Here is a 14,608-nt window from a genome sequence, read left to right on the forward strand (position 1 = left end):
CCGGATGACGAGACCGGCCGGGGCTGTCCGGCGACTGCTGATCATGACGGCGATCGACATCGAGTACACCGCGGTGCGCCGGCATCTCATCGACCCGGAGCCGCACCGGCACGCCAGCGGGACCGTCTTCGAGACCGGCCTGCTGACCGGCTCGCCGTGGCAGGTTTCGATCGGACTCACCGGCCCGGGCAACATCGGCGCCGGTGTGCTCACGGAGCGGGCCATCGCGATGTTCTCCCCGTCGGCGGTGCTGTTCGTCGGTATCGCGGGTGCGCTGCAGAGCTGGGTCGCGCTGGGCGACGTCGTCGTCGGCACCAGGGTGTTCGCCTACCACGGCGGCCGCGACGACCGCGACGGGTTCCAGCCGCGGCCACGCAGCTGGGAGGCCGCCCACGGGCTGGAACAGCTGGCCCGCCACGTGGCCCGCGGCGAGGTGCGGCCGGACGGCGACACCCGGCCGCCGCCCGCGGTGCACTTCCAGCCGATCGCGGCCGGCGAGGTCCTGCTCAACTCGCCGTCCTCGCCGCTGACCCGGCAGCTGCGCGGCCAGTACAACGACGCGGTGGCCATCGAGATGGAGAGCGCCGGCGCCTCTTCGGCCGCGCACCTCAACGGCGGCCTGCCAATGCTGACCGTCCGGGGCATCAGCGACTCGATCCACGGCGTGAAGGAGGACGCGGTCGCCGCCGGCTGGTCGGTCGTCGCCGCCGAACGGGCCGCGTCCTTCGCGGCCCATCTCGTCCGGCGGCTCGAGCCCGGCGACGTCGACGACCGCGCGCCGGTCCGCCCGTCCGGCACAGACCGCCCGGAGCCTGGCGCGACGACCGCCGGGCCGGCGCAGATTCAGGTCAACTCCGCCAGCGGCGGTACCGTCTTCGCGGTGCAGGGCGGCGACCAGACCGTCCACGGCGGTCCGCGACAGTAGCGCGGGACATGTCGGTGGAGCCCACCGCTGGCGGGTCGTCCGAGCAGCGCAACGTGGCCGAGCAGCGCGGCCGGGTGCACGCGGTGCAGCACGGCGACCAGGTGAACGTCGAGCATGTGCACCTCACCCTGGCGGCGGAACGCGCACAGCGACCCGTCTCGGTCGTGCCGCCGCTGGGCCGCCGCGATCCACGCCGGCCGGTGCGGGGCCGCGACGGGCTGGTCGCGTCGTTGTCGTCGGCGCTGCGAGGTCCCGGCGGGGCCGGCCGCGTGCGGGTGTTGCACGGGCTGGCGGGCAGCGGCAAGACCACGATCGCGCTGGAGCTCGCGCATCGGGCCGTCGGCGACGGTCTCGATGTCTGGTGGGTCGACGGCACCGCCGAGCACAGCATCGCGGGCGGCATGCTCGCGATCGCCCGGCAGATCGGTGTGCCGTCGGCGGCCCTGCGCCACGGCGATGCCGCCGACCGGCTGTGGCGTGCTCTGCGCGAGCGGACCGCGCCCTGGCTGCTGGTGCTCGACAACGTCGACCGGCCCGAACTGCTGGCCGGTGGCGGCGATCTCGCCGACGGCACCGGATGGCTGCGGCCGGTGCCGGACGGCCCCGGCATGGTGCTCGTGACCAGCCGCGACGGTGACCCGCAGGCCTGGGGCTCCTGGTGCGCGCTCGAACCGGTCGGCATGCTGCCGGCGGCCGCCGCGGCGCGAGTGCTGAGCGACTACGCCGGAGACGCCGGCTCGCCCGGCGCCGCATCGGCGCTCGCCGGCCGGCTCGGCCGGCTGCCGCTCGCGTTGCGCATGGCCGGGGCATATCTGGCCGACACCGCCGCCGTACCGTGGCCGGAGCCGGACGCGATCACCACCTTCGACGGCTACCTGAGCGCGTTCGACGCCGATCCGGCCGGCGCCACGCCGGGGACGGCCGCCGACGCGCACCGGCAGATCATCGGCCGGGCCTGGGAGCTGTCACTGGATCTGCTCGCCGAGCGGGGGCTGCCCCAGGCCCGGCCATTGTTGCGGGTGCTGTCGTACTTCGCCGACGCCCCGGTGCCGTACGCGCTGCTGCTGGACCCGGCCGCGCTGGCTCGTGCCTCGATGTTCGAAGGCCTGAGCGCCTCGTCGCTCTGGGGACTGCTGCGCAGCCTGGCCGCGCTGAGCCTGGTCGAGCTGTCCGCCCGCCGAGACGGTGACGACCGCCCCGATCCGATGCTCGCCGCCGCGCGGGTCCATCCGCTGGTCCGTCACACCAGCCGGCAGCACGATGGGCCGGATTCGGCCGACGCCGGCCCGATCGCGGTCGCCCTCGTCGCCCGGGCCGTCCGCAGCGGCGTGCTGAGCGCCCCGCACGACCCGGCGGCATGGCCGCGCTGGGAAGCGGTCACCGTGCACACGCTGCACCTGGCGTCGGCGCTGCCGGGCGGCGCGGCCGGCCCGGACGCCGAGGCCGTGCTGGAGGGCGCGATCGGCGCGGTGCGACACCTGCGCGCCCGCGGCCGGTTCGAGGCGGCGGAGCACGAGTACCGGCGGCTGGACGGTATCGCGGCTCGCGTGCTGCCGGACGGGCATCCGCAGCTGGCCCAGATCCGCCACGAGCTGGCGTTCACGCTGTACTACCGCGGCTCGTTCGCCGAGGCGGAACAGCAGTTCCAGGCCGCACTGGCCATGCGCCGCGACGGCCTCGGCCCGGACCACCCCGACACGCTGCTGACCCGGCAGGCGCTCGGCCGGGTCGCGCGGAGCCTGGGCCGCTACCCCGAGGCCGAGTCGCGGCTGCGTTCGGTGTACGAGACGCAGCGCGCCCTGCTGGGTGCGGACCACCCGGACACGCTGACCTCGCAGCACCAGCTCGCCCGGGCACTGCTCAGCCGCGGCGAGATCGCCCGATCGAGGGCGGAGTTCCAGCGGGTGCTGTGGCGGCGGCGCCGAGTGCTGGGGCCGTCGCACCCGGACACCCTGATGACGCGCCATCAGCTGGCCAAGGTCGCATACCGCGAGGGCCGGTACGACGCCGCCGAACGGATGGACCGGACCGTCGGCCGGCTCCGACTGCAGATCCTGGGTGAGCATCATCCGGACACCCTGCACTCCCGCCACGGCCGCGCCCTCGCGCTCGCGGCGCAGGGCCGGCCCGAGGCGGCGGAAGCCGAGCTGCGGGACATTCTCGAGCTGCGGCGGCAGGTGTTCGGCGCTCGGCACCCGGAGACGCTGACCACCCAGCATCATCTCGCCGGCGTGCTGGCAACGCTCGGCCGGGCGGCGCCGGCCGTCGCCGAATATCGGCAGGTCCTGCGGGCCCGGCAGGACCTGCTCGGCGACGACCACCCGGACACGCTGCGCACCGCCGCGCTGCTGCACGATCTGGAGGACCGAGGGGCGTGACCCGTGTGTCGAATCCGGAGCGGGTCGTTACTACGGGTCCAGCCGGCCGTGCCAGGATCGGTCAATGGCCGAGAAACGATCCCGCACGCGGGCCACCTATCACCACGGAGACCTGCGAGCAGCCCTGGTCGCGGCCGGAGTCACCCTTGCCCGCGACGGCGGCCCGCAAGCGGTGGTCCTGCGGGAGGTGGCCAGGGTCGTCGGCGTCGCGCCCAACTCCGCCTACGGGCACTTCACGACCCTGACCGCGCTGAAGCGGGCGGTGGCACAGCGGGCACGCGGCGACATGGCCGAAGCCATGAGCGCCCACCTCGACGCCGTGGCCCCGGCCACACCGGAGGATCCGCAGGAGGGGGCGAGGACGTACCTCCGCGAAGTCGGCCGGGCCTACGTTCGCTATGCGCTGACCGAGCCGGGCCTGTTCCGCACCGCGATGGGCGGTGACCCGGTCGGGATCCGGGTGCCGGGGGTGCCCGACGACACGCCGGAACTGGACGGCGACGATCGACCGAAGCCGAGCGCGCTCTTGTTGCGCGCGCTCGACCGGATGGTCGAAGCGGGTTGCCTGCGTCCGGAGGACACGGGCAGAGCGGTGATGGCGAGCTGGGCGACCGTGCACGGGTTGTCGATCATGTTGCTCGACCTGCTGCCGCAGTTGACCGCCGAACAGCAGGACGCGGCCATCGGCGACGCCCTCGACGTCCTCGTCGCGGGCTTGACCGCGCCGAACCTGACCTGACGGTAGCCGCGCTGTTCTCGCCCTCCCCGACGGCACGCCAGGTCGCAAACCCCGACGTGCCGTGAGGCGGGTTGTCCGGAGCGGTCAGCCGGTGCGCGTCCACCGCTGGTTCCCGCCGCCGTTGCAGGTCCACAGCGTCAGCGCGGTGCCGTTGGCGGTGCCGTGGCCGAAGGCGTCGAGGCACTTGCCGGACTGGACGCCGACGATCGTGCCGTCGGACCGCAGGGTCCACTGCTGGTTGTCCCCGCCGTTGCAGTCGTAGATCTGCACCGTGGTCCCGTCGGCGGTGCCCCGTGCATAGGCGTCGAGGCACTTGCTGCCGTACACCTTCAGCTCCTTGGCCGGCGTCGGGGTCCAGCTCTGGTTGCTCCCGCCGTTGCAGTCCCACAGGGTCACGGCCGTCTCGTTGGCCTGGCTGAGCCTCGGCACGTCGACGCAGCGGCCGGACTCCTGGCCCCGGACCGGGTTCGGCCCGACGGTCACCGGGGCGGCGACCCAGCCCGCGGCGAGGACCGACTGGATGCCGGCGGCGAAGTTCGCCGCCATCTTGCGGTAGCCGTTGTCGTTGGGGTGGATGCCGTCGCCGTCGAGGTCGGCGGTGGACACGTTGCCCATGTCGACGAAGGCGACGTGCTTGCCCGCGTTGCGCCGCGCCTGCACCAGGCCCGGGATCTGGCTGTTGTAGTTGGCGATCTGCGCCTGGATGCCGGAGTTGGCGTTGGGCACGATCGAGGCGACCAGGACCGTGGTCTCCGGGGCGGCCGCCAGGATCTGGTCGACGAGCGACGCCAGCCGGGCGGGCGCGGACGGGAACTGGTAACCCTGCAGCACGTCGTTGGTGCCCAGGTGCAGGGTCACCACATTGGGGCGGTACGTGGTGAGCCGTTCGGTCGCGATGGCCGCGATCTGGTCGATCCGCCAGCCCCGGTGGCCCTCGTTGTCCGGGTCGGGCAGCGTGCCGGAGTCCTCGCCGCCGACGAAGTCCAGGCTGTACCCGGCGCCGGTGAGCGAGTTCCAGAGATCGCCGCGGAACCCGGAACCGGTGGAGCTCTTCTCGCCCCAGGTGATCGAGTCGCCCAACGGCAGGACCCGCAGCGGTGGGGCGGCGGCCGCCTGGGCGCGGAGGGCTCCGGCCGGCGCGGCATCGGCCGGCGTGCCGGCGGCAACGGGGCCGGCGACCCCGGCCAGCAGGGCGACGAGCGTGGTAACTGTTCGTTTCACGGCGAGCTCCTCCGAGGTGGCGGCCTGCGGTGTCGCTCTCGATGACATTGAAACATTTCAATCAAGAGTTGTTTCACGCTAGCACCGTCGATGCCCGCGGAGCCAGCGTTCGGTCCATACGAACATCGCGGGATGCCGCGCGAAGCGCGCGGCCGCCCGCGGGCACCCGCCGGGCCCCGGGACATCGACCGGCATGTCAGGTCTTGACAGAACCTCGGCGCAGCCGGGAAGCTGCGAGGCAATCGCCGCAGTGTCGCCAGGCCCCACCTTGGTCCGCCAACCTAAGGAGTGGCACCCGCATGCGCGTCGTGTCCATGGCCCTCGCCCTCACCGCCGCCACCGCCGGCGTGCTGACCGCCTCGGCGCCCGCCGCCGCCGCGACGACGAACGTCGCCATCGACGGCGGCATCGCCGGGCGCACGTTCGACGGCGTCGGCGCGATCAGCGGTGGCGGCGGCAACTCCCGCCTGCTGATCGACTACCCGGAGCCGCAGCGCTCGCAGATCCTCGACTACCTGTTCAAGCCGGGCTATGGCGCCGCGGTGCAGTTGCTGAAGCTCGAGATCGGCGGCGACGCCAACTCCACCGACGGCTCCGAGCCCAGCCACCAGCACGCGCGCGGAGACGTCAACTGCGCCGCGGGCTACGAGTTCTGGCTCGGCGAGCAGGCCGTGGCCCGCAACCCGAACATCCGCGTCGTCGCCCTGCCGTGGGCCGCGCCCGGCTGGATCGGCGGCGGGAACTTCTGGTCGCCGGACATGATCGACTACGACATCTCGTGGCTCAACTGCGCCAAGGGGCACGGCATCACCGTGCACTACCTCGGCGGCTGGAACGAGCGCGGGCACGACAGCGGCTGGTACAAGAACCTGCGCACGGCCCTGAACAACGCCGGCTACGGCGCCGTGCAGATCGTCGGCGACGACAGCGGCTGGGGCATGGCCGACGAGTTCGCCGGGGACCCGGCGCTCAAGAGCGCGGTCGGGGTCCTGGGGAACCACTACGTGTGCGGCTACCTGTCGCCGGCGGACTCGTGCGGTACCACCGCCAACGCCCGAAGCAGCGGAAAGCCTTTGTGGGCCGCGGAGTTCGGCTCCCAGGACGACATGACCGGCGTGGTGCCCTTCATCCGCACGCTCAACCGCGGCTACCTCGACGCCGAGATCTCCGGCTACCTGAACTGGCCGCTCGTCGCCGCGATCACGCCGAACCTGCCCTACGCCACCGTCGGCCTCATGGACGCCGGCTCGCCGTGGTCCGGCGCCTACCGCGTCGGCAAGAACCTCTGGGCCACCGCGCACTACACGCAGTTCACCCAGCCGGGCTGGAAATACCTCAACGGCTCGGCCGGCGGCTACCTCGGCGGCAACCGGGCCAACGGCAGCTACGTGACGCTCAAATCGCCGAACAACACCGACTACACCACCGTCTACGAGACCAGCGGTACCACGTCGACCCAGACCGTGAACGTGACCGTCTCGGGTGGACTCGGCACCGGCACCGTCCGCGTCTGGGCGACCGACATGGGCTCCGACAACCCCGCCGACTGGTTCGTGCGCCAGGCCGACATCAACCCCTCCGGCGGCGGCTACAGCCTCACCATGCAGCCGAACCGGATCTACACCGTGACCACCACCAGCGGGCAGGCCAAGGGTACCGCCGCGAGCCCCGCGACGCACGGCCTCGCGCTGCCGTACTCCGACACCTTCGACGGCTACGCGGTGCGCGGGCAGCCCCGCTACACCGAGGACATGCAGGGCTCGTTCGAGACCCGGCCCTGCGCCGCCGGCCACAGTGGACAGTGCCTGCAGCAGGTCGCCCCGCAGCGGCCGATCAACTGGCAGGACGACTCCGACGCGTACACGCTCATCGGCGACCCGGCGTGGACCAACTACACCGTCAGCCTCGACGTGAACATGCAGCAGGCCGGCACCGTGACCCTGCTCGGACGGGCCGGCCTCCAGCTGCGCCCGCAGAACCGGCAGCCCGCGTACCAGCTGCGGGTGGCGAACACCGGCGCCTGGTCGATCGTCAAGCACACCAGCGCCAACGCCGACACGACCCTCGCCACCGGCACCCGCCCGGCGCCCGGCCTCAACAGCTGGCACAACCTGCGGCTCGGCTTCTCCGGCGCCCAGATCACCGCCACGCTGGACGGCACGACGCTGGCCACGGTCACCGACTACTCCTACGGCAGCGGCCAGGCCGGCGTCGGTGTGCAGGGCTACCAGACCGACCAGTTCGACAACCTGTCCGTCACCGCCAACGCCGGCCCGGTGCTCAGCGTGCTGCGCGGCGCCGAGTCCGGCCGCTGCGCCGACGTCCCCGCGCTGTCCCAGACCAACGGCACCCAGCTCGCGCTGTGGGATTGCAACGGCGGCGCCAACCAGTCCTTCACCCTGACGGCGTCGAAGCAGCTGCAGGTGTACGGCACCAAGTGCCTCGACGTCAACGGCGCCGCCACCACCGACGGGGCCGTCGTGCAGATCTGGGACTGCAACGGCGGGACGAACCAGCAGTGGAACGTCAACGCCGACGGCACCGTGGTCGGTGTCGGCTCCGGCAAGTGCCTCGACGCCACCGCGCACGGCACCGCCAACGGCACCCTGCTGGAGATCTGGACCTGCAACGGCGGCGACAACCAGAAGTGGTCCCGCTCGTGAACGGACCGTCCGTAGACGGTCCTCGGTGGACCGCCGGCCGAGGCTAGGGGGTGATCGTCAACGTGGTCCAGGCGCCGACGTGGATCTGGTCGCCCTCCTTGACCGGGGCCGGCGTGTTGGGCTTGATCGGGTCGGTGCCGTCGTTGAGGTAGGTGCCGTTGGCCGAGCCGAGGTCGACGACGGTCCACGCACCCTCGGACGTAGACATCAGCACCGCGTGCGCGTGCGAGACGCCGACGTCCTCGGGCGGGCCGGTGAGGTCGATGTCCGGCTCGATGCCCCGTGAGCGGCTGCGACGGCCGATGAGCAGGTGCTGGCCGTCGGCGAGGGCGAAGCGGCGCTCCGGGCAGAAGACCGGGAAGGCGACGCGGTCCGCGTCGGGAGCGTCGATGGCGGCCATCCGGTCGTGGTACGCCCGGTCCGCTGACACGACGACGCGCAGCGTGCCGCCCGGTGGGGGCGCCGGCACCGGCGCCGGCTGGTGCGCCGGCGGGCTCTGGGCCGGGGGAGTCTGCGCCTCGAAGTCGAAGCCGTCGACCTCGCAGAAGCGGCCGCTGCGCGGCGTCCCGCAGTCCGGGCACACCTCGCCCGTGGCCGCTGCCGCGGGCGCCGGTGGTGCGCCGCCCGGTGCCGGGACCGCCGCGGCGGGCGCCGGCAGCACGGGGGCGTTGATCGGCGCGCCGCACTCGTCGCAGTAGTCGGTTGCGACGGAACTGTGGCCCCGTGGACAGGTTGCCATCGTGTGCGCCTCCTCAGGTGCCCTTGACGCGGATGGTCTTCACCGACCGGACGTTGGCCAGCTCGGCATCGACGCCGGCCACCTTCTGCTTGAGCCGGACCGTGCCGCTGGGCGCGTCGATGACCTCGACCACCTTGCCGAGCAGCTTGGCGGTGTCGCTGTGGCCGGACTCCTCGGCGAGCTGCACCGCGCGGCCCAGCTTCGCGGTGGCGGTCTCGACGTCACCGGCGTCGCGGGCGGCGAGGCCCTGCTGGATCGCGTCGGCGAGCTCGGCCTGGCCGGTGTAGTGCGCGACCCGGCCGTTGATCTGGGTCGACAGGGCCGTCTCGTCGGTCCAGTTGGCCAGGACCAGGGACTGGCTGAGCAGCTGGTCGCCGGTGACCAGGCTGACCCGGCCGGCGAGCATCTCCTCGCCGACGGCGTTGGCCGGCACCTCGATGGACACGTGGTACTCGCGGTGCTCCGCGCCCCACGAACCGGTCGGGTAGTCCCCGATCCGGGCGCTCACGTCGGTGCGGCGACCGGTCAGGTCCTCCACGTGCGGGAAGACCTGCTTGACGAACCGGACCGTCGCGCCGGCCGGCGTCCACAGCCGAAGCGTGGCCTCGGCGACGGACTTGCCCATCGCCGCCTCGGTCATCGCCCGGAAGTCGGCGACCAGCTCGCCGGGGTCGGGCAGGCCGTCGGCGCTGCCGAGCAGCGCGGAGGCGACGGTGCGCAGCTCCGAGCCGCTCCAGTCGGCGCCGACGCCGCGGGTGTCGCAGACGAACCGGCCCTGGCAGGCGCGCAGCACCATGGCGAGCTGCTCGGCCGTCTCGTGCTGGTTCTGCCCGTCGGTCAGCATGATCGCGTGCTTGACCTCGGCCGTACTCGGCGCGAAGAGGTGGTTGGCCATGGTGAGCCAGGTGCCGATCGCGGTGCCACCGCTGGCCTGGAGCCGGTGCACCGCGTTCTTGGCCTGCCCGCGGGTCTGCCGGTCGGCCGGCACCAGCCTGAGCGTCGACGGGTAGACCATGTCCGCGTTGCCGCGGCCGGCCACGATCGCGAACGCGACGCCGTCGCGCAGCGCGTCGATCGCCGCCGCGGTGGCCTTCTTGGCCTCCTGCATCTTCGTGGCCGGGCTGTTCATCGACCCCGAGCAGTCGATCATGATGACCTGCGCGGCGCTGGGCGGTCTGCCGGCCGCGGCCAGGCCGGTGCCGGCGGCGGTCACATCGAGTACCGCGTCGACGACGGTGCCGCCGGCGGGCAGGTAGCGGTTCTGGTGGACCTCGACGGTGAATGCGGGTTGGTCGGTCATGATTTCGATCCTCCGGTGACGGGATACGGCGCCAGCGCCACGGTGACGTTGTCCTGGCCGCCCTCGTCGAGCGCGAGCCGCGTCAGGTACTGCGCGCCGGCCAGCGGCGGTCCCTTGGCGGCGGCGACGGCGGCAGCCAGGTCGGTGACGACGGGGCGGTACCGGAACAGCCCGTCGCTGCAGACCAGCACCCGTCCGGGCGCCTCGGGAGCGATCGTGCGCAGGTGTGGATCCGTGTCGGTGGCGTCGGAGCCGAGCCAGCGCACGAGCGATGCGGCGTGCGGGTTTCCGTCGATCGCCTCACCGCTGACGCCCCGGGCGGCGAGGGAGTTTCGCAGCGAGTCGTCGACGGTCAGCAGGAGCGGTTCGCCCTCGCCGTCGGGCAGCCAGTAGGCGCGGCTGTCGCCGACCCAGCCGATGGTGATCGCGTCGGCGGTGACCACCGCGCTGACGAAGGTGCAGCTGGGCGGGTTGGGCCCCGGATGAGGTCCGGCCACCACCGTCGCGGCGGCCTGGGCGGCGCGGGTCGCCGCGATGATCGAGGCGTCGCGGTCGTCGCCGTCGGCGAGGCCGTCGAGCAGCGCCGCCATCGCGGCGTCGGCGGCCGCATGGGAGGCGGTGTCGGGCCGGCTGGACGACGAGACGCCGTCGCACACCACGACGGCGACCGCGCCGTCGAGGACACCGATCGCGACGGCGTCCTCGTTTCGGTGGTGGCGGCTGCCGATGTCGGTGACGGCGGCGACCACGCCGAGGTCGAGCTCGGTGTGGTCGCGCGCGGTCGGCCGGCGCTGCCCGCACTCCTCGCAGAAGCCGTCGGAGCCGAAGGTGCGGCCCTGGCAGGCGGGGCAGGCGGCGGCGATCTCGGTCGCGGTCAGCCACCGGACCGAGGCGTCGCGCGGCCTGTCCCGCGCCGCGGACGCGGGCGCGCCCAGGTCGTGGCCGCACGCCTCGCAGAAGTGATCGCCCGGCCGTACCGGCTCGCCGCACTCCGGGCAGCGGGTCGGCGCCATCAGAACGCCGTCCGGGGGCGTACCGCGTTGGCCTGGTCGACGAGGGCGTAGCGGGCGATCGGGTCCGACTCGTCCGCGGCGAGGGACCGGTAGGCCTGTTCGAGGCCGAACCGTACCTCCCGTTCGGTGAAGGCCTGGCCGAGCAGCCGGCCGGTGGCGGCGACGGCCGGCGCGGGGCGCGCCGCGGCGCCCGGACTCTTGTCGACGCCGAGCCAGTCCAGCGCCGCGTGGAACATCTCGACGGCGAGCTTCGCCCGTCGCTGCTTGTCGAGCTTCAGCTTTTCGAGGCGGTTCGAGGAGTCGAGGAAGTCGCCGGGGGTGAGCGGGCCGCTCTCGGTGTGCAGCGCCGCGCGCACCGCGGCGATCTGCGCGGCGACATGGTGGGTGGAGATGTCGGGCACCTCGTCGAGCACCGCGACCGCTCCGGCCCGGTCGCCGGCGGCGAGCCGCATCCTGGCGACGCCGAACGCGGCGCTGACGAAGTTGTGATCGACCCGCCAGACCCGCTGGTAGCGCCAATCGGCCCAGGCGCGGTCGCCGGCCAGCTCGTTGGCGGCGGCCAGGGCGAGCTGCGCGGCCGGCTCGCCGGGCAACGCGTCGAAGACTCTGTCGAAGGCGTCCGCTGCCCGCTTCGGTACGCCGGCGGCGAGGGCGATCAGCCCCTCGGACCAGTCGCGGCGCCAGTCGCCGCCGGCCGGCACACCCCGCAGTTCGTGTTCGGCGCCGGCCAGGTCACCGGCCTCGACCAGGGCCCTGATCAGCTGCAGCGTGACCTCGACGGTGCGGGCCGGCGCGGCGCGCAGCGCGGCGATGGTCGCCCGGACGTCGGTGGTGTTGAGCGTGGCGAGCAGGCCGGCCGCCGGGTCGGTCGGGTCGACCAGCGGCAGCGGCAGCGCGACCGCCACGGCCGCGCCGGTGAGCGGCTCCGTCCCGCCGGCGGTGCCGAAGGCGCGGCGCTCCGGGGTGAACTGCGCCGAGTTCTCCGGCCGCGGCGCGCCGTCCGCGGCGGAGAGGATCTCGCGCAGTACACCGCGGGTCTGGTCGGCCATCTCGCCGGCCGAGGAGAACCGGCGGGTCCGGTCCGGGTCGGTCGCCCGGCGCAGCAGCCGGTAGTAGGACTCCTGCCCGCGCAGCAGCTCGACGTCGTCGGGGGTGGGCAGGCTGTGGGCGTACTTGCCGGAGAATCCGCTGAAGTCGAAGCTCAGCACCGCGAGCGTCCGGCCGACCGTGTAGATGTCCGAGCCGATCGACGCGCCGGCCTGGGCCAGCTCGGGCGCCTGGTAGCCGGGCGTGCCCCACAGCGGCGAGACCTGGTCGTCGATGCGGCGGACCGCACCGAGGTCGATGAGCTTGAGCCGCTCCTCCGTGTGGATCACGTTGTCCGGCTTGAAGTCGCAGAAGAGCAGGCCGCGATCGTGGATGTAGCCGATCGCGTTGAGGACCTCGATGCCGTAGGAGAGCACGTGCGGAAGCGTCAGCGGCACCCGCCGGCCGTCGGGGCCGAGATTCTCCAGGGCGAGGTCCTTGAGGGACTTGCCGCCCACGTACTCCATGACGATGTACCCGATCATCTCGCCGGTCTTGCTGTCGGGGTGCTCGGCGATGTCATGGATCTTGACGATGTTGGGGTGGTCGATCTCGACCAGGAACCGCCGCTCGGCCATGGCCGCCTCGAGCGCGTCCTGGTCGCCGGTGTTGATGAGGCCCTTGAGCACGACCCAGCGGTCGGCGCCGGACTCGCTGATGTTGCGGTCGCGGGCCAGGTAGATCCAGCCGAGCCCGCCGTGGGCGAGGGCGCCGAGGATCTCGTACCGGCCGGCGACGCGCTCACCGGGCTGCAGGTGGGGCGTGAACGAGTACGGCGTCCGGTCGCGCGGGCAGAAGCCTTCGGTGCGACCCGGCTGCCCGTCGCGGCCGCGGCCCACCGGCTCGCCGCAGGCGCTGCAGAAGCGCTGCGACTCGGGCACGCTGGCGTTGCTCTTGATGGCGGTCGCCGGGTCGCGCAGCGGCACCGGCGGCATGGCGACATAACCCGCGCCGAGGCGCCCGCGGCTGCTGCCGGACCCGCTCCGGCGGCCCGCGGTCGAGACGCCGGTGGAATGACCGCCGAGCCCACCAGAGGTCTGGGCGGCGCCGGTCACCGGGGCGGGGTCGGGCCGGGCGGCGGCGGTGCGGGCGGGGTCCGGCCGAGCGGCCGCGGTGCGGTCAGGGTCGGGCCGGGCAGCGGCGGTGCGGTCAGGGTCCGGCCGGGCGGCCGCGGTGCGGGCGGGGTCGGGCCCGGAGGACCGGGCCGGCCTGGTCGCGGGCGACGGGGCGACCGGCGGCTGGCCGGAGACCCCGCTCGGCCGGGCCGCCTGCTTGTGGCCGCACTCGTCGCAGTAGCCGTCGGCCGCGTACGTGCCGGTGCATCCGGGCCTGGTACACCTCATACCTGCTCCTCCAACAGCGTGTTCAGGGTCTGCTGGTAGGCCACCATCGCGCGGGTGGCACCCCGCAGGTCGCACGGCGCGGTGAACAGCAGCGCGTGCGCATCGTCGTAGCGGGTGCTGAGCTCGCCGTGTTCGCCGAGCCCCTTGCTCGCGGCCTTCGCCCGGTAGGCGTCGAGCCGGCCGCGCAGCTCGTCGCGGCGCGCGATCAGCCCGTTGGCGTTGTCGCGCAGCTCGGCGGCGCGCTGCTTGGCCCGCGCCGCGGCCTGTTCGGCCGCGGCGAGGCCGTCGGCGAGCCGGCCCCAGCCGGCGCCCCGGCCGAGCTGGTCGAGCCCTTCGGCGGTCGCGTGCAGGGCGGCACCGGAGGAGGGCGGGGCCGGCAGGCCGGGCGCCAGAATCTTCTCGGTGACCCGCGCGAACGTGTCCGCGGTCTCCCGCTCGGCGGCGACCACCTCGTCGGCGAGGCGGCGCAGCGCCTCGACCCGCTGCGGATAGGACTCCCGCAGCCGCGCCATGTCGGCGAGCCGCCGGCGGACCACGTCGACGCCGGCGGCGACGTCGCTCAGCGCCCGGTCGGCCTGGGCGGCGAACCGGCCGCCGGGGGCCGCGGAGATCGGGTCCGCGAGCAAGGCCTGGTGCACGTCGGCGAAGCGCGCGGCGGCCTCCTTCACGTCGGACGGCACGCCGAGCCCGGCGGCCAGGGCCGTCGCGGCGTCCAGCGCCTCGCCGACCGGCCCCAGCCGGCTCGCCACCGCCGTCCAGGCCGCGTCGACCTCGGAGAGGAACGCGGCCGCCGCGGCGCAGCGCCGCTCGAGCTGCTGCGCCAGGTCCCACAGCCGGATCCAGGTCGCCGGCGGCGAGCTGCCGTCGGCCGGCATGCCGGCGCCGTTGAGGCCGATGGCCGGCGCCTGGAGGAGGATGCCCAGCTCGGTCCACTGCGGATCGCCGGGCCGGTTGGCGTTGCGGATGGCCCGCGCCTGCTCCAGTGCCTCGTTGAGCACGGTGAACTGCGCCCACAGCAGATCGACCTCGCTGCTCAGCGTCTGCCACCTGGTCGCGGTGGCCCCGGTGAGGCCGCCGCCACGCAGGAAGCCCAGCGCCGGGCTGCTGTCGAGGGCGTACATCGCGGCGGCGATCCGGTCGTAGCCGGCGCCGAGACCGGCGAGCAACTGGTCGGCCGCGTCGCGACTGATCGACGGCACGT

10 protein-coding genes are annotated in these 14,608 nt (G+C 73.7%); 4 read left to right on the top strand and 6 right to left on the bottom strand.

The features are described from left to right. The first annotated feature begins 43 nt into the window (after nt 1-43). The 3 genes from ACQPXD_RS12180 to ACQPXD_RS12190 all read left to right on the top strand — a co-directional run bounded on the left by ACQPXD_RS12180 (nt 44) and on the right by ACQPXD_RS12190 (nt 4,042). On the top strand, nt 44-925 hold the full coding sequence (locus ACQPXD_RS12180) for a purine phosphorylase (RefSeq protein ID WP_432837775.1): 882 nt from the start codon (nt 44-46) through the stop codon (nt 923-925). A gap of 14 nt (nt 926-939) precedes the next feature. Then, nucleotides 940-3,303, top strand: a complete 2,364-nt coding sequence (gene fxsT, locus ACQPXD_RS12185; protein ID WP_432837776.1) for an FxSxx-COOH system tetratricopeptide repeat protein — start codon at nt 940-942, stop codon at nt 3,301-3,303. A gap of 64 nt (nt 3,304-3,367) precedes the next feature. Further along, a complete protein-coding gene (locus tag ACQPXD_RS12190; RefSeq protein WP_432837778.1) occupies nt 3,368-4,042 on the top strand; it encodes a TetR/AcrR family transcriptional regulator in 675 nt (224 codons plus the stop codon). 84 nt (nt 4,043-4,126) lie between these two features. Here ACQPXD_RS12190 and ACQPXD_RS12195 read toward each other — a convergent pair whose 3' ends face one another. After that, nucleotides 4,127-5,263 carry a ricin-type beta-trefoil lectin domain protein gene (locus tag ACQPXD_RS12195; RefSeq protein WP_432837780.1) on the bottom strand — a complete coding sequence of 379 codons (1,137 nt, stop codon included), beginning with the start codon at nt 5,261-5,263 and terminating at the stop codon, nt 4,127-4,129. Between the two features lie 299 nt (nt 5,264-5,562). Here ACQPXD_RS12195 and ACQPXD_RS12200 point away from each other — a divergent pair, with 299 nt between their 5' ends. Continuing rightward, nucleotides 5,563-7,926 carry a ricin-type beta-trefoil lectin domain protein gene (locus tag ACQPXD_RS12200; RefSeq protein ID WP_432837782.1) on the top strand — a complete coding sequence of 788 codons (2,364 nt, stop codon included), beginning with the start codon at nt 5,563-5,565 and terminating at the stop codon, nt 7,924-7,926. 43 nt (nt 7,927-7,969) lie between these two features. Here the strand turns inward: ACQPXD_RS12200 and ACQPXD_RS12205 are convergent, their stop codons facing one another. The 5 genes from ACQPXD_RS12205 to ACQPXD_RS12225 are packed head-to-tail and all read right to left on the bottom strand — an operon-like array spanning nt 7,970 to nt 14,606. Continuing rightward, complete coding sequence (locus ACQPXD_RS12205) at nt 7,970-8,665, bottom strand: FHA domain-containing protein (RefSeq protein WP_432837784.1); 696 nt, start codon at nt 8,663-8,665, stop codon at nt 7,970-7,972. Between the two features lie 13 nt (nt 8,666-8,678). Next, a complete protein-coding gene (locus ACQPXD_RS12210; RefSeq protein ID WP_432837786.1) occupies nt 8,679-9,965 on the bottom strand; it encodes a VWA domain-containing protein in 1,287 nt (428 codons plus the stop codon). Then, the gene (locus ACQPXD_RS12215) at nt 9,962-10,978 is read right to left on the bottom strand and encodes a protein phosphatase 2C domain-containing protein (protein WP_432837788.1); all 1,017 of its coding nucleotides are present in this window, start codon (nt 10,976-10,978) and stop codon (nt 9,962-9,964) included. The genes ACQPXD_RS12210 and ACQPXD_RS12215 overlap by 4 nt, the downstream gene beginning before the upstream one ends. After that, nucleotides 10,978-13,407, bottom strand: coding sequence for a tetratricopeptide repeat protein (locus ACQPXD_RS12220; protein WP_432837790.1), 2,430 nt, complete (start codon nt 13,405-13,407; stop codon nt 10,978-10,980). The genes ACQPXD_RS12215 and ACQPXD_RS12220 overlap by 1 nt, the downstream gene beginning before the upstream one ends. Beyond that, nucleotides 13,404-14,606 (bottom strand): hypothetical protein, encoded by a 1,203-nt coding sequence (locus ACQPXD_RS12225; protein WP_432837792.1) that lies wholly within the window; start codon nt 14,604-14,606, stop codon nt 13,404-13,406. The genes ACQPXD_RS12220 and ACQPXD_RS12225 overlap by 4 nt, the downstream gene beginning before the upstream one ends. Nucleotides 14,607-14,608: the final 2 nt, after the last annotated feature.

It is taken from the genome of Dactylosporangium sp. CA-092794 (genome assembly GCF_050948465.1).
Taxonomy (GTDB): Bacteria; Actinomycetota; Actinomycetes; order Mycobacteriales; family Micromonosporaceae; genus Dactylosporangium.